Source organism: Streptomyces sp. NPDC005435 (assembly GCF_040703155.1).
In the GTDB taxonomy this organism is placed as follows: domain Bacteria; phylum Actinomycetota; class Actinomycetes; order Streptomycetales; family Streptomycetaceae; genus Streptomyces.
This window is the reverse complement of sequence record NZ_JBEXEQ010000012.1, coordinates 206,557-229,681: the sequence shown is the minus strand read 5'-3', so window position 1 is coordinate 229,681 and position 23,125 is coordinate 206,557. Positions and strand designations below refer to the sequence as shown.

Annotated in this window: 23 protein-coding genes, 1 pseudogene and 1 riboswitch; of the genes and pseudogenes, 11 read left to right on the top strand and 13 right to left on the bottom strand. The window is 69.7% G+C overall.

Annotated features, from left to right (window positions below; all coding sequences use genetic code 11):
• Positions 1-49: 49 nt before the first annotated feature.
• Positions 50-1,489: a gamma-aminobutyraldehyde dehydrogenase gene (locus tag AB0898_RS17825; protein ID WP_366803850.1), complete on the bottom strand. Its 1,440-nt coding sequence runs from the start codon at positions 1,487-1,489 to the stop codon at positions 50-52.
• A gap of 205 nt (positions 1,490-1,694) precedes the next feature.
• On the opposite strand from AB0898_RS17825, the gene AB0898_RS17820 reads away from it, so the two are divergent.
• From AB0898_RS17820 to AB0898_RS17795, 6 genes are all read left to right on the top strand, one after another.
• Positions 1,695-2,213 (top strand): Lrp/AsnC family transcriptional regulator, encoded by a 519-nt coding sequence (locus tag AB0898_RS17820; protein ID WP_366803849.1) that lies wholly within the window; start codon positions 1,695-1,697, stop codon positions 2,211-2,213.
• Positions 2,214-2,215: 2 nt separating this feature from the next.
• On the top strand, positions 2,216-3,580 hold the full coding sequence (locus AB0898_RS17815; protein ID WP_366803848.1) for an aspartate aminotransferase family protein: 1,365 nt from the start codon (positions 2,216-2,218) through the stop codon (positions 3,578-3,580).
• A 203-nt stretch (positions 3,581-3,783) separates the two neighbouring features.
• The gene (locus AB0898_RS17810) at positions 3,784-4,524 is read left to right on the top strand and encodes an ATP-binding cassette domain-containing protein (RefSeq protein ID WP_366803847.1); all 741 of its coding nucleotides are present in this window, start codon (positions 3,784-3,786) and stop codon (positions 4,522-4,524) included.
• Positions 4,506-5,771 (top strand): hypothetical protein, encoded by a 1,266-nt coding sequence (locus AB0898_RS17805; RefSeq protein ID WP_366803846.1) that lies wholly within the window; start codon positions 4,506-4,508, stop codon positions 5,769-5,771. The genes AB0898_RS17810 and AB0898_RS17805 overlap by 19 nt, the downstream gene beginning before the upstream one ends.
• Before the next feature lie 76 nt (positions 5,772-5,847).
• Positions 5,848-6,255, top strand: coding sequence for a VOC family protein (locus AB0898_RS17800; protein WP_366803845.1), 408 nt, complete (start codon positions 5,848-5,850; stop codon positions 6,253-6,255).
• A gap of 267 nt (positions 6,256-6,522) precedes the next feature.
• On the top strand, positions 6,523-7,227 hold the full coding sequence (locus AB0898_RS17795) for an LAETG motif-containing sortase-dependent surface protein (RefSeq protein ID WP_366803844.1): 705 nt from the start codon (positions 6,523-6,525) through the stop codon (positions 7,225-7,227).
• An 85-nt stretch (positions 7,228-7,312) separates the two neighbouring features.
• On the opposite strand, the gene AB0898_RS17790 is transcribed toward AB0898_RS17795, so the two are convergent.
• From AB0898_RS17790 to rlmN, 4 genes are all read right to left on the bottom strand, one after another.
• Entirely contained in the window at positions 7,313-8,335 is a 1,023-nt protein-coding gene (locus tag AB0898_RS17790) for an ABC transporter ATP-binding protein (RefSeq protein ID WP_366803843.1), read from the bottom strand.
• Positions 8,335-9,936 (bottom strand): iron ABC transporter permease, encoded by a 1,602-nt coding sequence (locus AB0898_RS17785; protein WP_366803888.1) that lies wholly within the window; start codon positions 9,934-9,936, stop codon positions 8,335-8,337. The genes AB0898_RS17790 and AB0898_RS17785 overlap by 1 nt, the downstream gene beginning before the upstream one ends.
• A 56-nt stretch (positions 9,937-9,992) precedes the next feature.
• On the bottom strand, positions 9,993-11,075 hold the full coding sequence (locus AB0898_RS17780) for a thiamine ABC transporter substrate-binding protein (protein ID WP_366803842.1): 1,083 nt from the start codon (positions 11,073-11,075) through the stop codon (positions 9,993-9,995).
• A gap of 82 nt (positions 11,076-11,157) precedes the next feature.
• A riboswitch (TPP riboswitch) is annotated at positions 11,158-11,266 on the bottom strand.
• 42 nt (positions 11,267-11,308) lie between these two features.
• Positions 11,309-12,415, bottom strand: coding sequence for a 23S rRNA (adenine(2503)-C(2))-methyltransferase RlmN (gene rlmN / locus AB0898_RS17775; protein ID WP_366803841.1), 1,107 nt, complete (start codon positions 12,413-12,415; stop codon positions 11,309-11,311).
• Between the two features lie 317 nt (positions 12,416-12,732).
• Between rlmN and AB0898_RS17770 the strand changes: the two genes are divergently transcribed.
• Positions 12,733-13,299, top strand: a complete 567-nt coding sequence (locus tag AB0898_RS17770; protein WP_366803840.1) for a DUF6602 domain-containing protein — start codon at positions 12,733-12,735, stop codon at positions 13,297-13,299.
• A 665-nt stretch (positions 13,300-13,964) separates the two neighbouring features.
• On the opposite strand, the gene AB0898_RS17765 is transcribed toward AB0898_RS17770, so the two are convergent.
• Both AB0898_RS17765 and AB0898_RS17760 read right to left on the bottom strand, forming a co-directional pair.
• A complete protein-coding gene (locus tag AB0898_RS17765) occupies positions 13,965-14,435 on the bottom strand; it encodes an NUDIX domain-containing protein (protein WP_366803839.1) in 471 nt (156 codons plus the stop codon).
• A gap of 2 nt (positions 14,436-14,437) precedes the next feature.
• Positions 14,438-15,182 (bottom strand): annotated as a pseudogene (locus AB0898_RS17760) (XRE family transcriptional regulator).
• A gap of 107 nt (positions 15,183-15,289) precedes the next feature.
• Between AB0898_RS17760 and AB0898_RS17755 the strand changes: the two are divergent.
• The 3 genes from AB0898_RS17755 to AB0898_RS17745 all read left to right on the top strand — a co-directional run bounded on the left by AB0898_RS17755 (position 15,290) and on the right by AB0898_RS17745 (position 16,945).
• On the top strand, positions 15,290-15,532 hold the full coding sequence (locus tag AB0898_RS17755) for a hypothetical protein (RefSeq protein ID WP_366803838.1): 243 nt from the start codon (positions 15,290-15,292) through the stop codon (positions 15,530-15,532).
• Between the two features lie 61 nt (positions 15,533-15,593).
• A complete protein-coding gene (locus AB0898_RS17750; protein WP_366803837.1) occupies positions 15,594-16,037 on the top strand; it encodes a hypothetical protein in 444 nt (147 codons plus the stop codon).
• Positions 16,038-16,108: 71 nt separating this feature from the next.
• Complete coding sequence (locus tag AB0898_RS17745) at positions 16,109-16,945, top strand: protein kinase domain-containing protein (RefSeq protein WP_366803836.1); 837 nt, start codon at positions 16,109-16,111, stop codon at positions 16,943-16,945.
• Between the two features lie 119 nt (positions 16,946-17,064).
• Here AB0898_RS17745 and AB0898_RS17740 read toward each other — a convergent pair whose 3' ends face one another.
• From AB0898_RS17740 to rpsB, 5 genes are all read right to left on the bottom strand, one after another.
• Positions 17,065-18,087 carry a phosphatidate cytidylyltransferase gene (locus tag AB0898_RS17740; RefSeq protein ID WP_366803835.1) on the bottom strand — a complete coding sequence of 341 codons (1,023 nt, stop codon included), beginning with the start codon at positions 18,085-18,087 and terminating at the stop codon, positions 17,065-17,067.
• Positions 18,087-18,644 (bottom strand): ribosome recycling factor, encoded by a 558-nt coding sequence (gene frr / locus AB0898_RS17735; RefSeq protein WP_366803834.1) that lies wholly within the window; start codon positions 18,642-18,644, stop codon positions 18,087-18,089. The genes AB0898_RS17740 and frr overlap by 1 nt, the downstream gene beginning before the upstream one ends.
• 179 nt (positions 18,645-18,823) lie before the next feature.
• Entirely contained in the window at positions 18,824-19,582 is a 759-nt protein-coding gene (pyrH, locus tag AB0898_RS17730; protein WP_199585279.1) for a UMP kinase, read from the bottom strand.
• 188 nt (positions 19,583-19,770) lie between these two features.
• On the bottom strand, positions 19,771-20,607 hold the full coding sequence (gene tsf, locus AB0898_RS17725) for a translation elongation factor Ts (protein ID WP_366803833.1): 837 nt from the start codon (positions 20,605-20,607) through the stop codon (positions 19,771-19,773).
• A gap of 148 nt (positions 20,608-20,755) precedes the next feature.
• Positions 20,756-21,640, bottom strand: a complete 885-nt coding sequence (rpsB, locus tag AB0898_RS17720; protein WP_366803832.1) for a 30S ribosomal protein S2 — start codon at positions 21,638-21,640, stop codon at positions 20,756-20,758.
• A 291-nt stretch (positions 21,641-21,931) separates the two neighbouring features.
• On the opposite strand from rpsB, the gene AB0898_RS17715 reads away from it, so the two are divergent.
• Positions 21,932-22,501, top strand: a complete 570-nt coding sequence (locus tag AB0898_RS17715; RefSeq protein WP_407078359.1) for a murein hydrolase activator EnvC family protein — start codon at positions 21,932-21,934, stop codon at positions 22,499-22,501.
• 43 nt (positions 22,502-22,544) lie between these two features.
• On the opposite strand, the gene AB0898_RS17710 is transcribed toward AB0898_RS17715, so the two are convergent.
• Positions 22,545-23,102 carry a helix-turn-helix domain-containing protein gene (locus AB0898_RS17710; RefSeq protein ID WP_366803887.1) on the bottom strand — a complete coding sequence of 186 codons (558 nt, stop codon included), beginning with the start codon at positions 23,100-23,102 and terminating at the stop codon, positions 22,545-22,547.
• Between the last annotated feature and the right edge of the window lie 23 nt (positions 23,103-23,125).

The window sequence follows — 23,125 nt, the reverse complement described above, 5'->3', positions numbered from 1 at the left end:
CGCGGCCGGAACACAGCCGGACCGACTCCAGCCGAACCCAGCGGAGCGACTACGCGTCGAGCGACGTCATCACGTGCTTGATCCGCGTGTAGTCCTCGAACCCGTACCCCGACAGATCCTTGCCGTAGCCCGACTTCTTGAAGCCGCCGTGCGGCATCTCCGCGACCAGCGGGATGTGGGTGTTGATCCACACGCAGCCGAAGTCCAGCTTCTTGGACATCCGCATGGCGCGCCCGTGGTCCTTGGTCCACACCGAGGAGGCGAGCGCGTAGTCGACGCCGTTGGCCCACTCGACGGCCTGGTCCTCGTCGGTGAAGGACTGGACGGTGATGACGGGTCCGAAGACCTCGTTCTGGATGATCTCGTCGTCCTGGAAGACGCCGGAGACGACGGTCGGGGCGTAGAAGTAGCCCTTGTCGCCGACCTGGTGGCCGCCGGCCTCGACCTTGGCGTGGGCGGGGAGCCGCTCGATGAAGCCGGCGACCTGCTGGAGCTGATTGGGGTTGTTCAGCGGGCCGTAGAGCACGTCCTCGTCGTCCGGCTGCCCGGTCTTCGTCTCCTGGGCGGCCTTGGCGAGCGCGGCGACGAACTCGTCGTGGATGGACTCCTGGACGAGGACGCGCGTGGCGGCCGTACAGTCCTGGCCGGCGTTGAAGAAGCCCGCGACCGAGATGTCCTCGACGGCCTTGGGGATGTCGGTGTCCTCGAAGACGACGACCGGCGCCTTGCCGCCCAGCTCCAGGTGGACCCGCTTGAGGTCCTTGGCGGCGGACTCGGCGACCGACATGCCCGCGCGCACCGAGCCGGTGATGGAGGCCATCGCCGGGACGGGGTGCTCGATCATGAGGCGGCCGGTGTCGCGGTCGCCGCAGACGACGTTGAAGACGCCCTTGGGCAGGATCGAGCCGAGGATCTCCGCGATGAGCACGGTGGAGGCAGGGGTGGTGTCGGAGGGCTTGAGCACGACCGTGTTGCCCGCGGCGATGGCCGGGGCGAACTTCCACACCGCCATCATCATCGGGTAGTTCCACGGCGCGACCTGCGCGCAGACGCCGACCGGCTCGCGGCGGATGATGGAGGTCAGGCCCTCCATGTACTCGCCGGCCGAGCGCCCTTCCAGCATCCGGGCCGCGCCCGCGAAGAAGCGGATCTGGTCGACCATCGGCGGGATTTCCTCGGTGCGGGTCAGCCCGACGGGCTTGCCCGTGTTCTCCACCTCGGCCGCGATCAGTTCCTCGGCGCGCTCCTCGAAGGCGTCCGCGATCTTCAGCAGGGCCTTCTGGCGTTCGGCCGGGGTGGTGTCGCGCCAGGCCGGGAAGGCCGCCGCGGCGGCCGCCATGGCGGCGTCCACGTCCTCCGGCCCGGACAGCGGCGCGGTCGCGTACGCCTCGCCGGTGGCGGGGTTGACCACCTCGGTGGTCCGTCCGTCGGCGGCGTCCCGGAACTCACCGTCGATGTAGTTGCGCAGACGACGCAGCTCGGTGCTCACTGCCGGCCTCCTGATCTGGTTCGAGGGTTCGAGCGGTCCCGCCCCGCAGGCCGCGTGGCCGTCCGGTGGCTGAGACAGCCCAACCCTAGTCGCGACACCCGCGTTTTCAACACCCCCGACACCACCAGTCCTGCGAAATCCGCACACTGCGAGCCCGTAGACAACGAATTTCATCGATCGAGCCTTGCGAAACCACCGATCCCTCGTGCACAGTGAGCGCGTGGCCAGTCGAAGCGCAGAACACAGGGACTCCGCCCGCGAGTCCAGGAGCGGCACCCCCCAGCTGGACGCCGTCTCCCTCGCCATCATCGAGCAGCTCCAGGAGGACGGCCGCAGGCCCTACGCCGCGATCGGCAAGGCGGTCGGCCTCTCCGAGGCGGCCGTGCGCCAGCGCGTGCAGAAGCTGCTCGACCAGGGCGTGATGCAGATCGTCGCCGTCACGGACCCGCTCACCGTGGGCTTCCGCCGGCAGGCGATGGTCGGGATCAACGTCGAGGGCGACGCCGAGTCGGTCGCGGACGCGCTGACCGCGATGCCCGACGTCGAGTACGTGGTGATGACCGCGGGCTCGTTCGACCTCCTCGCCGAGATCGTCTGCGAGGACGACGACCACCTGCTGGACGTGATCAACCGGCGCATCCGGGCGCTGCCCGGCGTGCGCTCCACCGAGAGCTTCGTCTATCTGAAGCTCAAGAAGCAGACCTACATGTGGGGAACCCGATAACCGTGACCCAGAAGGACCTCAGCCGCAGCGCGTACGACCACCTGTGGATGCACTTCACCCGCATGTCCTCGTACGAGAACTCCCCCGTCCCGACCATCGTCCGGGGCGAGGGCACCTCCATCTACGACGACAAGGGCAAGCGGTACCTCGACGGCCTCGCGGGCCTGTTCGTGGTCCAGGCCGGGCACGGCCGCACGGAGCTGGCCGAGACCGCCCTCAAGCAGGCCCAGGAGCTGGCCTTCTTCCCGGTGTGGTCCTACGCCCACCCCAAGGCGATCGAGCTGGCCGAGCGGCTGGCCGGGTACGCGCCCGGGGATCTCAACAAGGTCTTCTTCACCACCGGCGGCGGCGAGGCCGTCGAGACCGCCTGGAAGCTCGCCAAGCAGTACTTCAAGCTGATCGGCAAGCCGGCCAAGCACAAGGTCATATCCCGCTCGCTGGCCTACCACGGCACCCCGCAGGGCGCCCTCGCCATCACCGGCCTGCCGGCCCTGAAGGCCCCCTTCGAGCCGCTGGTGCCGGGCGCGCACAAGGCCGCGAACACCAACATCTACCGCGCTCCGGTCTTCGGCGACGACCCCGAGGCGTTCGGCCGCTGGGCCGCCGACCAGATCGAGCAGCAGATCCTGTTCGAGGGTCCGGAGACGGTCGCCGCGGTCTTCGTGGAGCCGGTGCAGAACGCCGGCGGCTGCTTCCCGCCGCCGCCCGGCTACTTCCAGCGGGTGCGCGAGATCTGCGACCGGCACGACGTGCTGCTCGTCTCGGACGAGGTCATCTGCGCCTTCGGCCGCCTGGGCACGATGTTCGCCTGCGACAAGTTCGGCTACGTCCCGGACATCATCACCTGCGCCAAGGGCATGACCTCGGGCTACTCCCCGATCGGCGCGACGATCGTCTCCGACCGCATCGCCGAGCCCTTCTACCGGGGCGACAACGTCTTCCTGCACGGCTACACCTTCGGCGGCCACCCCGTCTCCGCCGCCGTCGGCGTCGCCAACCTCGACCTGTTCGAGCGCGAGGGCCTCAACCAGCACGTCCTGGACAACGAGGACGCCTTCCGCGCGACCCTGGAGAAGCTGTACGACCTGCCGATCGTCGGCGACGTACGCGGCAACGGCTTCTTCTACGGCATCGAGCTGGTCAAGGACAAGAACACCAAGGAGTCCTTCGACGACGAGGAGATCGAGCGCATCCTCTACGGCTTCGTCTCCAAGAAGCTGTTCGAGAACGGCCTGTACTGCCGCGCCGACGACCGGGGCGACCCGGTGATCCAGCTCGCCCCGCCGCTGATCTCCGACCAGCGGACCTTCGACGAGATCGAGCAGATTCTGCGCGCCACGCTGACGGAGGCGTGGACCCAGCTCTGACCTCCCGCGGATGCCTCCGGTCGGCAGACCGGCACGGCCCCGGCGCCGCCCGTTCGAGTGAGAACGGCGGGCCGGGGCCGTGTGCTGTCCGGCCACCGGCCGACGGCTCCTTAGCGTGCCCAGTGACCGATCGGCCCGGCGTTTCGTTCCCCCGGACGGGGGACGGGACACGGGAAAAACGGATCAGAACCGAGGTGTACGCCATGGAGGCCCCGCCGGACAACGACGTGCTCTGGGCACGCTCCCTCAGCTTCAGGCACCCCGACGGCTCCCCCGGTGTCGCCGGGATCTCGCTCGGTGTGCGGGAGGGTGAGATCCTCGCCGTCGGCGGTCCGCGCGGCAGCGGCAAGACCACCCTGCTGCGCTGTCTGTCCGGCCAGGTCCGCGTGCGCGACGGCGAGGTCTGGTTCAACAGCACCCCGGTGCACACCATGGGCCCGATCGCCCGCGAGCGGCTGCGCCGCGACCGGTTCGGCTGGATCGACCCGGCCCCGGCCCTCGTCCCCGAGCTGAACGTCTGGGAGAACGCCGCCCTCCCGCTGATGCTGCGCGGCACCTCCCGGCGCCGGGCCAAGGTGGCCGCCATGGAGTGGCTGGAGCGCCTGGACGTCGGCGACAAGTCCCGCAAGCGCCCGCACGCGCTGCTCCACGCCGAACGCCAGCGCGTCGCCATCGCCCGCGCGCTCGCCACCGGCCCCACGGTCCTGTTCGCCGACGAGCCGACCGCCCCGCTGCACCGCGCCGACCGGGGGCATGTGCTGCGCACCCTCACCACGGCGGCCCGCTCGCACGGCATCACCGTCGTCCTCGCCACCCACGACCCCGAGACGGCGGCCCTCGCCGACCGCACCGTCTCCCTGCTGGACGGCCGGCGCGTGAAGACCGTGCACCTGCCGGACGCGGAGGAGAAGGAGGGCCGGGCCGCGTGCTCGCTCTCCGCCTGACCCGTGCGGCCCGGCCCGCCGTCCAGCTGCGCCGCCTGCTGGTGGCCGCGGCCTCGGCGGGCACCGGGTTCCTGCTGCTCGGCTCCCTCGGCTACGCGCTCGGCCACCCCGCGACCCCGGGCGCGGGCGCGCTGCGCCTGGCCTGGTGCGTGGCGCCGCTCGCCGCCACCGCGTACCTCGCGCTCGCGGTGGCCCGCACCGACCCGGGCACCCGGCCGCGCCCGGGGCTCTCGGCGGTCGGGCTCGGCCCCGGGCGGCTGATGGCGATCTCGGCGCTGACCACGGCGCTCTCCTGCGTGCTGGGCTCGCTGGTGGCCCTGATGTTCTTCCTGCATCTGCGCGGCGACATCACGGGGATGCCGTTCGACGGCGACGGGGCCAGGCTGCTCGCCGCCGACCAGCCGCTGCCCGTACCGGCCGCGCTGACCCTGCTCCTCCTCCCGCCGGCCGTCGCGTCGCTGACGGTGGCCCTCGCCCTGCGCCCCACGGAACGGCGGCCGGGGGCGGAACGGCGGCCGGGGGCGCGCTGGTACGACACGGCGCTCGGCCGGCGCCCGGCCGAGGGCGGGACCATCGAGGCCGCCGATGCACCACTCGGTGACTCCCTCGGTGAGACCGAGCCCGAGGCCGTCGCCGTACCGCCCGCCCCGCGCGAGGCGCCGGCCGGTTTCCCCTGGGGTGTGGCCGCGCTGGCCGGCGGTCTCGCCGTCCAGGCGTACGCGGGCCGGGTCGCCCCCGCCCCCTCGCTCGCCGCGCTGCCCGCCGGGGGCGCGGCGGTGCTCGCGGGCTGGATCCTCACCGCCCTCGGTCTCGTCCTGGCCGCGCCGGGGCTGACGTACCTCGCCGGACGCCTGTTGCAGTGCGCCCAGCCCGGTGCGCTCAGGCTGCTGGCCGGGCGGGTCCTGATGGCCGAGGCGACGCGGATCGGGCGCCCGCTCGGCGTGCTCTGCGCGGTGGCGTCCGCCGCGTTCGCGATGACCGTGCTGTACGACGGCTCCGCCCCGCCCTTCGGCCCGCTGACGCTGCTCGGCACGCTGGTGGTGGCCGGCTGCACGCTGGCCACGCTGCTGACCGCCGCCGTGGAGGCCCGCCAGACCCGGGCCGGCACCACCGGCGCGCTGCTGCGCCTCGGTGCCCCGGCGACGATGCTGCGCGGAGCCGCCGCGCTGCGGGCGGCCGCCCTGCTCGCGGTGTTCGGCCCGCTGACGCTGCTGATCGCCTATCTGTCCGTGCTGCCCACCCGCTGAGCCCACCGATGAGTTCCGGGGGTGTCCGCCGTCTACACGACGGACACCATCGAGCACACGGACCCCGGAGGGCCCCATGTACCGTCAGATGATCTTCGTCAACCTGGTCACCGCCGACGTGCCGGCCGCGCGGAAGTTCTTCACCGAGCTGGGCTACGAGATCAACCCGCAGTTCTGCACCGACGAGAACGCCTGCGTCGTCATCAGCGACACCATCGTGGCGATGCTGATGACGCGCGAGCACTACGCCCGCTTCACCGACAAGGAGATCGTGGACGCGCGGACCTCCAGCGAGGTGCTGCTCTGTCTGAGCGCCGAGAGCCGGGCTGCGGTGGACGAGCTGGTGGACAGGGCGATCGCGGCGGGCGGCACGGCCCACGGCGAGCCGCAGGACCTCGGGTTCATGTACGGCCGCGCCTTCGACGACCTCGACGGGCACACCTGGGAGGTCATGTGGATGGACCCGGCGGCGGTCCAGGGCTGAGCGCCGGCCGGGCTCCCTCGTCTTCTCCCGCCGCGGGGGCGGGAGTTGGCCAGGTCAGCGACCGGATAGAGTCGGCACGCGAGGCGTTGAAACGTCTCGTCAGTTAATAAGAAAGTAAAGTCAACGGCTCACAGGTGTCTACGCATTGACACTCCTTATGGAGCGCTTATAAACCTGTGTGTCTCGTGGGGGTGCCGGGGCTCCGCCTCACCCCGCCCCAACTCCCCCACTACCCCCCGCAGTTCTGCACTCAGCAAAGGACAGGACTTGTCCATATCCCGCCGCAACGCACGCCGTTCCGTGCGCATCCTGGGTCTCGCCTCCGCGTCTGCCGCGCTGGTCCTGGGCGTCTCCGGCCAGGCTCTCGCCTGCAACATCAGCGAGTTCTCGGCCGAGGCCGTCTGCAACGGTGGCAAGGCCTCCATCGTCGTCACCGACAAGGACTTCTCCGGCCAGAAGGCCACCGTCACGGTGTTCCTGGAGAACAACGGCGCCGACGAGAAGAAGATCGGTGAGCAGGAGGTGACCGGCACCCGGGAGGGCGCCCAGATCACCTTCGACGAGGACTGGAAGCCCGGCGCGGTCTACCGCGTCAGCGTCAACGTGCCCCGGTTCATCAACAACAAGGACATCACGCCCAACCTGACCGCCCCGGCGACGGCGTGCGAGAAGGAGGCGTCCCCGGCGCCGAGCGACTCGGCCTCCGAGTCCGCCAAGCCGTCCCCGTCGGAGACCAAGCCGGCCGAGGAGAGCGCCTCCCCGTCCGACTCGGCGTCCGAGAGCGCCGCGGCCCCGGCGTCCGACGTCCCGAGCAACGCGCCGTCCGCGGCCATCGGTGACTCGAACCTCGCCGAGACCGGTGCCAACTCCAACACCGGTCTGATCGCCGGTGTCGCGGGCGCCCTCGTGGTCGTCGGCGGCGGCGCCGTGTACTTCGGTATGCGCCGCCGTGGCGCGAAGACCGGCAGCTGACGCCGGGCTTCAGCCGCCCTTGTCATACGGCTGCGGCCCGTCCCCGAATCCACGGGGGCGGGCCGCAGTCGCGTTCCGGTCCGGGTCAGCCGAGGACGACCACGTCCGCCGCGTCGAACACCACGCCCGCCTCGGCGCCGGTCTCCGGCGCGTCGGCGAGCGCGCAGGCCGCTTCGAGGAGGGGTCCGCCGTCGTGCGGCCGCAGCCGCACCGCCACATGGGTGCCCTTGAAGGTGCGCGCGGCCACCGTGCACGCCAGCCCCGCGTCCGTTGCCACGAGCCGTACCCCGGCGGGCCGTACGAGCAGTTCACGGGCGCCCTGCGGCGAGCCCCCGGGCACCGGCAGCTTGCCCCACGGGGTGTCCGCGACCTCGTCGGTGACGGTCGCCGCCACCACGTTGTCGAAGCCGAGGAAGCGCGCCACGAACGCGTCGGCGGGCCGCTTCCACACCTCAAGTGGCGTACCGGACTGGGCGATCCGTCCGTCCCGCATCACGATCACCCGGTCGGCGAGCGCGAACGCCTCGCCCTGGTCGTGCGTGACGGCGAGCACGGTGGTGCCCAACCGGCCGAAGAGTTCGCGGAGTTCGACCACCAGGCGTTCGCGCAGCGAGCGGTCGAGCTGGCCGAGCGGCTCGTCCAGCATCAGCAGCCGGGGCCGGGGCGCCAGCGCCCGCGCGAGCGCGACCCGTTGCTGCTCGCCGCCGGACAGCCCGGCGACAGCCCGCCGTTCGGCACCGGGCAGCCCGACCAGCTCCAGCAACTCCCGCACCTTGGCGTCCCGTTCGGACTTGGAGACGCCGTGCATCCGGGGGCCGAAGGCGACGTTGCCGCCCACGTCGCGCTGCGGGAAGAGCTGGTGGTCCTGGAACATCAGGCCCACACCCCGCCGGTGCGCGGGCACGCCCGCCTGGTCGCGTCCGTCGAGCAACACCCGTCCGGCGTCGAGCGGTTGGAGTCCGGCGACCGTCCTGAGCAGTGTGGACTTGCCGCTGCCGCTGGGTCCGAGCACGCACACCACCTCGTGCTCGGCCACATCGAGGTCCACGCCGTCCAGCACCGGCCGCCCGCCGAGACGTACGGTCGCCTCCCGAAGGCTCAGCAACATCAGAACTCCCCCGTCCGGTCCACGCGGGCCCGCTCCAGGAGGAGCAGGGCGGCCGCGCAGACGACCATGAGAATCGTGGAAAGGGCCATCGCCTGGCCGTAGTTCAGCTCCCCGGGGCGGCTCAGCAGCCGGGCCACCGCGACGGGCAGGGTCGGGTTGTCGGGGCGCGCGATGAAGACGGTCGCCCCGAACTCGCCCAGGGACACGGCGAACGCGAACCCGGCCGCGACCAGCAGCGCCCTGCGCACCAGCGGCAGATCGACCTCCCGCCACACCCGCCAGGGCGAGGCCCCGAGCACGGCGGCCGCCTCCCGCAGCCGCAGGTCCACCGCGCGCAGCACGGGCAGCATGGTCCGTACGACGAAGGGGGCGCCGACCAGTGCCTGGGCGAGCGGGACGAGGATCCAGGACTCGCGCAGGTCGAGCGGGGGGCGGTCCAGGGCGATCAGGAAGCCGAAGCCGACGGTCACGGCGGAGACGCCGAGCGGCAGCATCAGCAGCGCGTCGAACCCGCGCACCAGCCGCCCCGCGTCCCGCCGGGCCAGCGCGGCGGCGGCGAGTCCGCCGATCAGCACCGCGATGGCGGTGGCGGCGGCCGCGTACTCCAGGGAGGTCCACACCGCGTTCAGCGGCGCGGTCAGGAACGTACCGCCGTCGGCGTCGGTGAGCGCCCGGTAGTAGGCGAAGCCGGGCGCGTCCAGGGAGCGGCGGACGAGCACGGCGAGCGGCAGGACCAGGAGCAGGGCGACGGTGCCGAGGACCCCGGCGAGCAGCGCCCGCTGTCCGGCGCCGCGCGGGCGGCGGGCGGTGACGGAGGCGTCGACCAGGCGCAGGGTGCTCTCGCGCCGCCGTACGGTCCAGGCGTGCACGGCGAGGATCGCGCCGACCGCGGCGAACTGGAGCAGGGTCAGGACGGCGGCCGTGGTGAGGTCGAAGACTTCGGAGGTCTGCCGGTAGATCTCCACCTCCAGGGTGGAGAAGGTGGGGCCGCCGAGGATCTGCACCACACCGAAGGAGGTGAAGGTGAACAGGAAGACCATCAGCGCGGCGGCGGCCACGGCGGGCGCGAGCGCGGGCAGGGTGATCCGGCGCCAGGCGCCGAGCGGGGAGGCGCCGAGCATCCGGGCGGCCTCCTCCTGGCGTGGGTCGAGCTGGGCCCACAGTCCGCCGACGGTGCGGACGACGACGGCGTAGTTGAAGAAGACGTGCGCGAGGAGAATCGCCCAGACCGTGGTGTCCAGGCGCAGACCCCACAGCTCGTCGAGCAGTCCGCCGTGGCCGACGAGCGCCAGGAACGCGGTGCCGACGACGACGGTCGGCAGCACGAACGGCACGGTGATGACGGCCCGCAGCACCTGTTTGCCGGGGAAGTCGAGCCGGGCGAAGACGTAGGCGGCGGGCAGCGCGATCAGCAGGGTGAGCGCGGTGGAGGCGAGCGCCTGCCAGGTGGTGAACCACAGCACATGGCGGATGTCCGGGCGGGCGAGCACGTCCGTGACGCGCCCGAGGTGCCAGGTGCCGTCCGCCTTCAGGCCGCGCAGCACGATCGCGGCGACGGGCCAGGCGAAGAACACCGCGAAGAACGCGGCCGGCACGGCCATGAGACCGAGCCGGGCCGCGTTCGCGCGGGCGCGCCGCCTGGCCGCCTGCCGCGCGGCTACTTGAGTACGAGCGACGTCCACGAGCTGACCCACTGGTCGCGGTTGGCGGCGATCCGGCCGGGCGCCATGGTCTCCGGGTCCTTGGCGGCGGGGCCGTACTTCGTGAAGTCGGCGGGCACCTCGGCGCCCTTGACCACCGGGTACACGAACATGTTCAGCGGCATGTCCTGCTGGAAGGTCCGCGACAGCAGGAAGTCGAGGAACGCCTTGCCGCCCTTGGGGTTGCCCGCGTGGCTGAGCAGTCCGGCGAACTCGGTCTGCCGGAAGCAGGTGCCCTCGGAGACGCCGGTCGGGGCGGTCGAGGGCCGCTTCTTGGCGTAGATGACCTCGGCGGGCGGCGAGGAGGCGTAGGAGACGACGAGCGGACGGTCGCCGCCCGCCTTCTTCCCCTCGGAGGAGCCGGAGAACTCCTGGTAGTAGGCCTGCTCCCAGCCGTCCACGACCTTCACGCCGTTGGCCTTGAGCTTCTTCCAGTAGCCCTCCCAGCCCTTGTCGCCGTAGCGGGCGGCGCTGCCGAGCAGGAAGCCGAGGCCGGGCGAGGAGGTGGAGGCGTTCTCGGTGACCAGGAGGTTCTTGTACTTCGGGTCGGCGAGGTCGGCGAAGTTTTGCGGGGGTGTGAGCTTGTGCCGGGTGAAGTACGCCTTGTCGTAGTTGACGCAGATGTCGCCGTAGTCGACGGGCGTGACGCGGTGCTTGTCGCCGTCGAGCTGGAAGGCGGGGTCGACCTGGTCGAGGCCCTTGGCGGTGTACGGCTCGAAGAGGCCGTTGTCGAGGGCGCGGGAGAGCAGGGTGTTGTCGACGCCGAAGAGGACGTCGCCCTGGGGGTGGTCCTTGGTGAGGATCGCCTTGTTGACGGCTTGCCCCGCATCGCCGTCCTTGAGGACGCGGACCTTGTAGCCGGACTGCTTCTCGAAGTCCTTGACGACGCTCTTGGACGCGGCCCACGAGTCGTGGCTGACCAGGGTCACGGTCTTGGTGCCGGCGGCCGTGTGCCCGCCGCCGGCGGCACTGGAGCCGCACGCGGACAGCGTGACCATGCCGAGGCCGACCGCCGCGGCCACAAGGGTCTTGGTGTGCACTGGATGTTCCTCCTGGGTCTGGCCAGGAAGAGACGCGGCCCTGCCCGGTCTCCGCGGACGGAACCCGGGCAGGGCGCAACAGCTTGAGTGGTGACCGAACTTCCTACCCAGAATGACCTGGGCGAGGTTCAGAGGGTCTGCGGGCCTTGGTGCCGCACTCTCAGCGCTGTGGCGCTCCCCTGTCGGAATATGCAGATGTATGACAGATATGAAGTTGTGTGGACCGGCCCAGGTTACCGCTCGGTTGCGGCGAGCTGACCACACGCCCCGTCGATCTCCTGACCGCGGGTGTCCCGGACGGTCACCGGAACGCCGTGCGCGGCGATGGCCTCCACGAACGCCTTCTCGTCCTCGGGGCGGGAGGCGGTCCACTTGGAGCCCGGCGTCGGGTTCAGCGGGATCAGGTTGACGTGCACGGGCCGGCCCTTGAGCAGCCGGCCGAGCCGGTCACCGCGCCACGCCTGGTCGTTGATGTCCCGGATCAGCGCGTACTCGATGGACAGCCGGCGGCCCGACTTCTCCGCGTACTCGAAGCCTGCGTCCAGCACCTCGCGCACCTTCCACCGCGTGTTCACGGGGACGAGGGTGTCGCGCAGCTCGTCGTCGGGGGCGTGCAGGGAGATCGCGAGCCGGCACTTGAAGCCCTCGTCCGCGAAGCGGTGGATGGCGGGGACGAGCCCGACCGTCGACACGGTGATGCCACGCTGCGACAGCCCGAGCCCGTCGGGAGCGGGATCGGTGAGCGCGCGAATGGCTTGGACGACCCGCTTGTAGTTGGCGAGCGGCTCGCCCATCCCCATGAAGACGATGTTGGAGAGCCGCGCGGGCCCGCCGGGCACTTCCCCGTCCCTGAGCGCCCGCATCCCGTCCACGATCTGGTGCACGATCTCGGCGGTGGACAGGTTCCGGTCGAGTCCGGCCTGACCGGTCGCGCAGAACGGACAGTTCATCCCGCATCCGGCCTGGCTGCTGATGCACATGGTCACCCGGTCCGGGTACCGCATCAGCACCGACTCCACGAGCGTGCCGTCGAACAGCCGCCACAGGGTCTTGCGGGTGGTCCCCTGGTCCGTCGACAGATGCCGGACCACCGACATCAGCTCCGGGAACAGCGCCTCCCGCAGCTTCTCCCGCGAGCCGGCCGGAATGTCCGTCCACTCCTCGGGGTCGTGCGCGAACCGGGCGAAGTAGTGCTGCGACAGCTGCTTGGCGCGGAACGGCTTCTCCCCGGCCTCCGCGACAGCGTCCTTGCGCTCGGCAGGCGTGAGATCGGCAAGATGCCGCGGCGGCTTCTTGGCTCCGCGCGGCGCGACGAAAGTGAGTTCTCCGGGCTTGGGCATGGTGGTTCTAGTGTCGCAGATCGACACCGGGTGCCCAGGCCGGAGCGGGGTGGGGGTGGTCACCCGTGGGTGCCTACTGTCAGCGTTGGTCGGCCTCGGGCGCCCCAGGTTCGGTGCTTGGAAGGTGCAGGCACGCCTTGGTAGGCGGGTCTGAAGTGGCCTTGCCGGTACCACCCCCGGCCGCCAGGTGCCGCAATCTTCCATCACCCATGCCGTCACCGTTGCCGTCAGAGCACTCCCATATGCCCGCTAGGCGTACGCAGCACCGCTTTCCACTTCTGGCCGCTCTGTACCTGGGTGGGTGACAGACTGGTGGGATGTCCGATGGTGCTGCCGAATCGCCTCAACCTCACGACCTGCTCGACTTCATGAACGAAGTGTCACACGAGCTGCAATTCGAGTATGAGCGCATTACTCGCAGGTCTAAGCAGGATCCGGGAACCGCTGGCGATGAAGGTGAAAGCTTGTGGAGAGAGATCCTCTCGGGCTGGCTGCCCCGAGACCTTCCCGTCGCAACAAAGGGCAGAATACTTGGCGCTGACGGCAATTCCAGTCCACAAGTAGATGTACTTGTACTCCATTCAGGCTATCCAGAGAAGCTGATCGCGAAAAAGCAGTATCTCGCGGGCGGCGTACTAGCGGCGTTTGAATGCAAGCTAACGCTGCGCAAGCGTGACATCGCTAAAATCGGCGAGAATGCGCACACCATTAGAGAGATCGCTGCTCGCGCGAAAGACGAATCACCGTACAAGGCACTGCATTCGCCGATCGTTTATGGGGTCTTGGCGAACAGTAGCGAGTGGAGCACGCGAGGAGATGCACTTAAGGTCGACTCAGTTATTTCCGATCTATTCTCAAGCACAGTCAGCCACAGGATGTCCTAGACGTTATTTGCATCGCCGACTTGGCTTGCTGGACTCGGTTTACGACCGTGGCGTGCGGCACGCCTTACTGGCCAGCCGATCTATGGGAGAAGTCGCGCAATTTGTACGGATGGCCAGAGGAAGGTGTTATCCACGATCAATATTCGAGATGGATAGAGATGGAAGGGGTGGACGACTCTGCCCCTAACGCGATACATGTTCTCATCAGTAAGCTACTGAGGCGGATCGCTTGGGAAATGCCACAATATCGCGGGCTTGCCGACTACTGGAATATCGCGGACGTTCCAGGCAAAAATGGGGGTGCGGGCGCGGTGCGAAATTGGCCGCTATCTGTCATGCCGGATGAGGTTGTGCAACGGGTTAGGCACCGGTTACCACTAACTCGGTGAATTCACGCATTAGGTCGGCGGAGCGGCTTTGGGCTGGAGCTGCTTTGGGGCGAGTGATCATGGCCCCGTAAGCCGATGGCGAGTCGGGCAGTCTGTGGACCTGCTCGTGAAGCACGACGTTGGGGCCATGATCTTAGAGGCTCGCCCCAAAGCGGCTGCCTAAAGCCGTGGAGCCGCGGGGCCTTGACGAAATAGGGAAAGTCTTACCGCATCATGGTCAACCGGATCGGAGTCGTTCTGCTCCTGACGGGAGCGGTCATGTCGCGCAAGTCTCGATCAGCCGAGGTAGGGCCGCTCGCGGTGTTCCAGGTAGTGGCGGATTCGAAGTCGCTGCGTGTGGTGCATCGGCAGTTGGGCGATCTCCTCCGGCTGGACGAACCGCAGCTCCGTGGACTCGTCCGAGATGGCGAGCCGGCCGCCGGTCGCGCGGGCGGTGAAGCAGATGTTGAACTGTCGGCGCACCTCACCGTCCGAGTAGGCGATGACGTGGCGAGGGTCGGTGTACGTGCCCACGAGCCCGGTGATCTCTACGTCCAGACCGGTTTCTTCGTTCACCTCGCGGACGGCCGCTCCCGGGAGCGAGTCGGTCATGTCCATGCCGCCGCCAGGCAGCGCCCAGAGATCGTTGTCTCGGCGGCGCTGAAGGAGTATGCGCCCTTCGTCGTCGGTGACCACGGCGGACGCGGCGACCACCAAGCTGTTCGGCTCCGGCGCCGCCGGGTCGTCGTAGTACTCGGTCCGTGCCATGGTCACCCTTCTCGTATCGGCGTCGCGGTCCCCCACACCGCGTCGAAGCTGCTGGCGTAGGTGTCGAACAGGCCGCCCGTTCCGCTGCGCCGAAGATGCCATACGGGAGCACCGTAGGCGTTCACACCCCAGACGTGGGCATTGACCAGCGCCTGGTCATCCGCACGGTAGATCGAGTTGTAGAGCGTGGTGGCATGGGTCCGCACCTCGATGCCAGGTACCGCGGCAAGGGGGCGATAGTGCATGAGGGCGAGTCGGCATCGGGATTCGATCCCATGACCGAACCTCTCTTCGGCACCGCGCTGTTGAACGTTCGTGCTGTCCGGGTCGCCGATCGCGATACGCACCGCGCACCCATCGGCGGCTCGCTCTCGCAGCAGGTCGTTGAGCCGTGGGTACGCCTCGTGCAGGAAGACGGCCGCGTACACCAACACGTCGATGTGCTCACGGGCTTGGGTGAGCATGTCCACCAAGGTGGACACGGGGACGTCCGCCCGCTGGTCGTAGAGAGCCACAAGTTCGGGACTGACGGCGCGGGCGGGGCGGGCCTGTCGGAGCGCCGGCCAGAGAGCGTGCACGTCTTCCCCTAGCGTTTCCGCTGCCAACCATAGCCGTGACGCGACGCGGGGTCCGCCCCGGATTGACCCATCGTTCAACGGACTTGGGATCGACGTCGACCTTTTCCGCAAGGGCGGCGTACGTCCAACCGCCGGCTGCCATGACAGCTCGTAACCGCTCGTTCGGCATTCCCATCTCTCCTGACGCTCAGGGACGGCACTAGGGACGTTCTACCCGACACAGGACGTCCCAAAGTGGGCTTTGTCGGAGGTTCCGACGTCCTGGTGGAGAGCGGGATGCTCATTCACATGGCGAGCAACCAGCAGACCAGACCAGGCATCGGTGAGCTGGCGAAAGACACTGCCCGTGGGCGTATCGGCGTCGTCATGGGTGAGGTCGGCGTCCGGGTGCGGATAAGGCCCGTCGGCGGCGGCGTCGAGTGGGACGCCATGCCGGACAACGTGGTGGCCCCGACCGCGCGGGAAGAACTGAGCGCCCGCCTGGCCATCAAGAACGGCAACAGCCGAAGCGGACTGTGATGCGCGCCATCGATCGGTACGGCATAAGTGCCAGGGCACAGCGACCATCAAGGAGATTCGTATGACGGCAACGGCCAACGCCCAGAGGACCGGCCGCGCGGTGGCCGGCGAGGAACTGTTCGACAGCCTCACCCACTTCGTGGTGATCCACAACGGACAGCCGTACGAGCGCGCCGAGCGGATCGCGGACCAGGCGGTGGCCTTCGCGGTCACCGCGGCGACCGCCACCGTGCCCATGAGCCCCTCGGACGACGTGGACCTCGGCCTGCACGCGCTCATCCTGCACACCAAGGAGTACGCCGAGCTGTGCGAGCGGTTCGCGGGCCGCTTTCTCCACCACAACCCGAAGCCGGGTGGAGGGGCACGTGACCCGGAGATGGTCGCCGCCTCCGCACACGCGATGAAGGCGGCCGGGTTCATGGTCTTCGACGACCTGTGGACCGTGGACGGCACGAGCCTCGCGCAGTGCGACTCGGACTGCGGCCGTCCGTACGGTCAGGCGTAGCGACAAGAGCCCAGCGGCGCGGCCGGCCCTCGATGCGGGGTCGGCCGTACCGTCCGGAAGGAGAACAGACGTTGTCCGGGACACCTCCTGAACTGCCGATCGTCGTGCTCGATGCGCTCATGCCCACCGCTCAGCGCCTGGTCCTCGATCGCCGGGGCTCGATGGTCTGGGAGGTCAGGAGCCATCGCGGTCATTACGCCGTGAAGGTCGGCTATCCCATCGAGGCAACGGCCGACTGGCCTTCCCAGCCGTGGACGGCGCTCGCACCCGCACGCGAAGGCTCCGTGCTGTACCGCCTCGGGTTCCATGACGTCGCGTACGGCGAGTGGGAGGGCGGCACGTGGAACTTCCAGCCGTGGCACGAGGGGCCGGATCTCTACCAACTGTGGGAGCCCTGTCGCACGCCGAACTCGCGCATCGAGCCGCACATCAGCGTGGCCCGGGGCTGCGTGAACGCGCTGGCCGAGCTGCACGCCAAGGGCTGGGCTCACGGTGACGTCCAGCCCGCGCACTTCATCATCGGCCCGGAACGGACGCACCTCATCGACCTGGCCCTCGCGCACGGCGGACGCGTAGCCGAGGGATACGACTTCCCGTTCCGCGGCTGTCTCGTCCACTACGAGGCGCCGGAGATCGCGCGCAGCGTGCTCGCCACCGGAGTAGCTGAGCCCACGCGGGAAGCCGACATCTACGCCCTGGGCGCATCCCTGCTCATCTCCGCCACGGGCTGGCGGCCCGTCGAATACCCGGACGACGCACCACGTCCCGAGCAGAGAAAGGCCGTGGCGAGCGGCAGGCGGCGCCCTGTGAAGGTGGGTGGCGAACTGGGTGAGCTGATCGACGCCATGCTCAGCCCCGCGCCCGAGGACAGGCCCACGATCGACGAAGTCGGTAAGGCCCTGAGCTGAACCATCCGCCAACCATGGAGTGCCTGCTACCGGTGATCCGAACAGAACTCCAGCCCCACAATGCCGACGGGCCCCGCCCCGCCGAAGCGGAACGGGGCCCGAGAGCCGTAAGGCAGGGTTCAGGACCCCACGAACGCCACCATCAGCAGCCAGACCACCGGGGCCGTCGGCAGGAGGGAGTCCAGGCGGTCCATGATGCCCCCGTGGCCGGGGAGCAGGGTGCCCATGTCCTTGATGCCGAGGTCCCGCTTGATCATGGACTCGCCGAGGTCGCCCAGCGTGGCGCTCACGGCGACCGCGAGGCCGAGCAGGAGGCCCTGCCACCAGGCGCCGTCGTCGATCAGGAACCGCATGCACAGCGCGCCCGCGACCATGGCGAACAGCACCGCGCCGACCAGGCCCTCGCGGGTCTTGCCGGGGCTGATGCGCGGGGCGAGCTTCTTCTTGCCGAAGCGCCAGCCGACCGCGTAGGCACCGGTGTCGCTGACCACCGTCAGGATGAGGAAGGTCAGGACCCGCCAGGCCCCGTCGTGGGCGGTGAGCAGCAGCGCGACGAACGTGGCCAGGAACGGCACGTAGAACGCGGCGAAGACACCGGCCGTGACGTCCTTGAGGTAGTTCTCCGGCGGCTGCGTCATCCGCCAGACCAGGACCGCGAGCGCGGTGAGCGCCATGGCGATCCAGGCGCCCTCGGCCCCGCGCGCGTACCCGGCGATCACCATGGCCGCGCCGCCCACCGCGAGCGGTACGAGCGGCGCGTTGATCTCCTTGCGCTCGCGCAGCCTGCTGGTCAGCTCCCAGAGCCCGACGACCACGGCGACCGCGATCACGCCGACGAAGACGGCCTTGACGACGAACAGGGACGCGATGATCACCGCGCCGAGTCCGACGCCGACCCCTATGGCCGAGCTCAGGTCACGGCCCGCGCTCTTCTTCTGCGGCGCGGGCGCCGGCTGCGGGGAGTCGGGCATGGGCTCCGGATTCTGCGAAAGGCTCGGATACGGGCTGCCGTGCTGCGGGGCGAGCGCCCCGTCGTACGCCGGACCCGCCGGGGCAGCACCCTGGGCGGGTCCACCGTCGGTGGACCCCCAGTAGCCGGCCTGCCCCGCCTGCGGCGGCGCCCCCCAGGAAGAGTCGCTCATCAGACTTCGAGCAGCTCCGCTTCCTTGTGCTTGAGAAGCTCGTCCACCTGCGCGACGTACTTCGCGGTCAGGTCGTCGAGTTCCTTCTCCGCGCGGCGGCCCTCGTCCTCGCCGACCTCGCCGTCCTTGATCATCTTGTCGATGGCGTCCTTGGCCTTGCGGCGCACGGAACGGATCGAGACCTTGGAGTCCTCGGCCTTGCCCTTGGCGACCTTGATGTAGTCGCGGCGGCGCTCCTCGGTCAGCTCGGGGAACACCACACGGATGATGTTGCCGTCGTTGCTGGGGTTGACGCCCAGGTCGGAGTCACGGATCGCCTGCTCGATGTTGCGCAGCGCGGTCTTGTCGAACGGGGTCACGACGGCCATGCGCGGCTCCGGCACGGAGAACGAGGCCAGCTGGTTGATCGGCGTCGGGGCCCCGTAGTAGTCGGCCACGATCTTGTTGAACATCGCCGGGTGCGCACGCCCGGTGCGGATCGCGGCGAAGTCCTCCTTGGCGACCACGACGGCCTTCTCCATCTTCTCCTCGGCTTCGAGGAGGGTCTCTTCGATCACCACTTGCTCCTGCGTGTCTTGAGTAAGGCCCGGCTGCGGTTCCCCGATCGGGCGGCGGCCGGCTGCGTCGCGTCTGCTTCCTGCACGGTTCCCCACCGGCAGGACATTGTCCATCCCCCGGCCAGGGTGCGTCCGGTCCGGCACCCGGACAAGTCGCACCCCTGGGCGGGGAGTGCCGGTCAGTCCCGGCTGCCCTGGTCACCCACAAGCGTGCCGATCTTCTCACCCTTGACCGCCCGCGCGATATTGCCCTCGGCGAGGAGCTCGAACACGAGGATCGGAAGGCGGTTGTCCCGGCACAGGGTGATGGCGGTGGCGTCGGCGACCTTGAGGTCGCGGGTGATGACCTCGCCGTAGCCGAGCGCGTCGAACTTGACGGCGTCGGGGTTGGTCTTGGGGTCGGAGTCGTAGACCCCGTCCACCCCGTTCTTGCCCATGAGGAGCGCCTCGGCGTCGATCTCGAGGGCGCGCTGGGCGGCGGTGGTGTCGGTGGAGAAGTACGGCATGCCCATGCCGGCGCCGAAGATGACCACGCGGCCCTTCTCCAGGTGGCGCACGGCGCGCAGCGGGATGTACGGCTCGGCGACCTGGCCCATGGTGATGGCGGTCTGCACGCGGCTGTCGATGCCCTCCTTCTCCAGGAAGTCCTGGAGGGCGAGGCAGTTCATGACGGTGCCGAGCATGCCCATGTAGTCGGAGCGGGCGCGGTCCATGCCGCGCTGCTGCAGCTCGGCGCCGCGGAAGAAGTTGCCGCCGCCGATGACGACCGCGATCTCGGCGCCGTCGCGCACGACGGCGGCGATCTCACGGGCGATCTTGTGCACCACGTCCGGGTCCACGCCGAGGCCCCCACCGCCGGAGAAGGCCTCTCCGGACAGCTTCAGCAGAAACCGGCCGCTTACTTTGCCATCGTCGCTCTTCTGGGCCTTGGTGGTCATGGGGAATCCCGTCTTTCACGTGGTGCACATACGAAGAAGGCCATTGCCGGTGGGGTCGCTTCTCGCTCCCTTGCGCGGCAATGGCCTCCTCGTCAGATCTGCTGCCGTCCGTCACACGCCCGGCCGGCGGTGTGCGCGGACGACTGCTGTCGACCCTATCCGGGTCTCGCGTCGAACGCGGTACGGACTCAGATGCCGACCTTGATGCGCGAGAAGCGCTTCAGGGTGACACCGGCCTCGTCCAGGACCTTCTGGACGGACTTCTTGTTGTCCAGGGCGTACGGCTGGCCGAGCAGCGTGGCGTCCTTGAAGAAGCCGTTCAGACGACCCTCGACGATCTTGGCAATCGCGGCCTCGGGCTTGCCCTCGGCGCGGGTGGTCTCCTCGGCGACGCGACGCTCGGTCTCGACGACCTCGGCCGGGACGTCGTCCTTGGAGAGGTACTTCGGCGCGAACGCGGCGATGTGCTGGGCGATGCCCTTGGCGACGTCGGAGTTCGGCTTGTCCAGCTCGACGAGGACACCGATCTGCGGGGGCAGGTCGGGCATCGTGCGGTGCATGTACGCGGTCACGAAGCCGTCGGAGAACTGCGCGAAGCGGTCCAGGACGATCTTCTCGCCGAGGTTGGCGTTGGCCTCGTCCACGAACGCCTGGACGGTCTTGCCGGCCTCGATCTCGGAGGCGAGCAGCGCCTCGAGGTCGGCCGGGTTCGTCTTGGCGATGTGCTCGGCGATGGTGTTGGCCACGGCCTGGAACTTCTCGCCCTTGGCGACGAAGTCCGTCTCGCACTTCAGCTCGACGATGACACCGGAGGAGTTGTCGTCGGCGATGATGGAGACCACGGCGCCGTTCTCGGCGGAGCGGCCCTCGCGCTTGGCGACGCCCTTCTGGCCCTTGATGCGCAGCGCCTCGACGGCCTTCTCGACGTTGCCCTCGGCCTCGTCCAGAGCCTTCTTGCAGTCCATCATGCCGGCGCCGGTGAGCTCACGGAGCTTCTTGACGTCGGCGGCGGTGTAGTTCGCCATGAGTCTGTGAGTCTTTCTGGAAGTCTTGAAAGATCGGAGATCCGCACGGGCCCGCGACCGGCGCGGGGCCGGATCGCGGGCGTCATGTCGGCCTACGGGTGACCGGCGGGGACGGGGTTCATGCCGCCCCCACCGTCAGCACCGTGGGTCAGGCCTGCTCGCCCTCGGCCACCTCGGCGGCGGCCTCCTCGACGGCCTCGGAGACCTTGGCGTCGGGGGCGGGCGTCTCGGCGGCGGCCTCGACGGCCTCGTCCTTCTTCTCGCCCTCGAGCAGGTCGCGCTCCCACTCGGCCAGCGGCTCGGCGACAGCGGCCTTCTCGCCCTTGTCACCGGTGGCGACGCGCGAGCGGGAGATGAGACCCTCGGCGACGGCGTCGGCGATCACGCGGGTGAGCAGGGTGACGGAGCGGATGGCGTCGTCGTTGCCCGGGATCTTGTAGTCGACCTCGTCGGGGTCGCAGTTGGTGTCGAGGATGGCGACGACCGGGATGTTGAGCTTCCGGGCCTCGCCGACCGCGATGTGCTCCTTCTTGGTGTCCACGATCCAGACGGCGCTGGGCACCTTCTGCATCTCGCGGATACCACCGAGGGTCTTCTCCAGCTTGGCCTTCTCGCGGGAGAGGACCAGCAGCTCCTTCTTGGTCAGACCGGAGGCGGCGACGTCCTCGAAGTCGATCTGCTCAAGCTCCTTGAGGCGCTGCAGACGCTTGTAGACGGTCGAGAAGTTGGTGAGCATGCCGCCCAGCCAGCGCTGGTTGACGTAGGGCATGCCGACGCGGGTGGCCTGCTCGGCGATGGCCTCCTGCGCCTGCTTCTTCGTGCCGACGAACATGACCGTGCCGCCGTGGGCGACGGTCTCCTTGACGAACTCGTAGGCGCGGTCGATGTACGACAGCGACTGGAGCAGGTCGATGATGTAGATGCCGTTGCGCTCGGTGAAGATGAAGCGCTTCATCTTCGGGTTCCAGCGACGGGTCTGGTGACCGAAGTGGACGCCGCTCTCCAGCAGCTCCCGCATCGTGACGACGGCCATGGCCATCTCCTTGAGTTTCTCGGTTGTGCCGCGTCCGCCGGACGGCGGTCGCGCCTGACGCCCGCGTGCGCCCAGCCACGAAGGACCGAGGGGCGCTGATACGAGTCGGGTGACCGGCCTCGTACCGGGGCGTGCGAAGTCGACCCGGTGACCCGGATCGCCGTAAGAAGTGTACGGGACGGGCAGGGCACCGGGTGACGCCCCTGTCCACAACCACGCGGTCGTCCACAGCCCGCAGCGGGACCGGCCGGGACACGGCAGGGTTCTCCCATGCGACGAGCACTGCGATACATGACGCTATGGGTGGCTTTACCCCTGGGTACGGCCCTGGCCACGCTCACCCCGGCGGCCTGGGCGGACGTCCCGGAACCCGTCCCCCGGCCCCCCTCGGACACGGGTGCGCCGGTCCCGAAGGCCGCCCGGACCTGGCCGGTGGGCACCCGCCCCGCCGTACTCCGCGGCTGGGAACCACCCGCTTCCGTCTACGGCCCGGGCCACCGCGGTGTCGACCTGGGCGCGGAAAAGGGCGCACCGGTGCGCGCGGTGGCGCCCGGCCGGGTGTCGTACGCGGGCCGGATCGCCGGAAGAGGCGTCGTCGCGGTGGAACTGACGGGCACCGGCCTGCGGACGACGTACGAGCCGGTCACGCCCTCGGTGGAGAAGGGAGCCGAGGTGGAGGCGGGGGACGTGGTGGGCACGGTCGAACCCCCGGCAGGACCGCACTGCGCCCGGGCCTGCGTGCACTGGGGCCTGCTGCGCGGGAAGACCTACCTCAACCCGCTGGAGCTGCTGCCGCCGTGGCTGCTGGATCGGGGTCCGTCGCGGCTGCTGCCGGTGGTGGGGGTGCGGGTGCCGGTGTAGGGGTGGGGGTGAGGAGGGGGGAGGGGGGTGGGGGGTGGGGGGGTCAGCCCCGTACGCCGCGCAGCGCCATCGTCACCGCGGCGTCCGTGATCGCCTCCGGGTCCTCGGCCGCGCCCAGCTCGATCCGGCGTACGGCCGCGTCCACGACGCCCTGGAGCAGCATCGCGGCGAGGCGGGGCTGGGCGTGGCCCAGGTCTCCGAGCGCCTCGACGATCATCGCGACGAGGCCGCCGTGCGCGGCGCGGATCTTCTCCCGTGCGCCGGCGTCCAGTTCGCTCGCGGAGATCGCCACCACGGCTCTGTGCCGCCGGTCGCCGACCAGCGCGAGCTGCCGGCGGACGTACGCCTCGACCTTGCCCTCGGCGGACGCTTCGCCGGCCATCGCGGCCTCGACCTCGGCCGCCCAGACGGGGAAGTCGACCTCGCACAGCTCCTCGACCACGGCGGCCCGCGACCGGAAGTACTCGTACACCGACGAGCGCGCGAGTCCCGTGCGCTCGGCCAGGGCGGGGAAGGTCAGCGCCTCCGTCCCGCCCTCGGACAGCAGCGTCCGGGCCGCGTCCAGCAGGGCGGCTCGCTGCATCGACCGGTGCTCGGCCACGGAGGCCGCTCGAATCCTTGGCA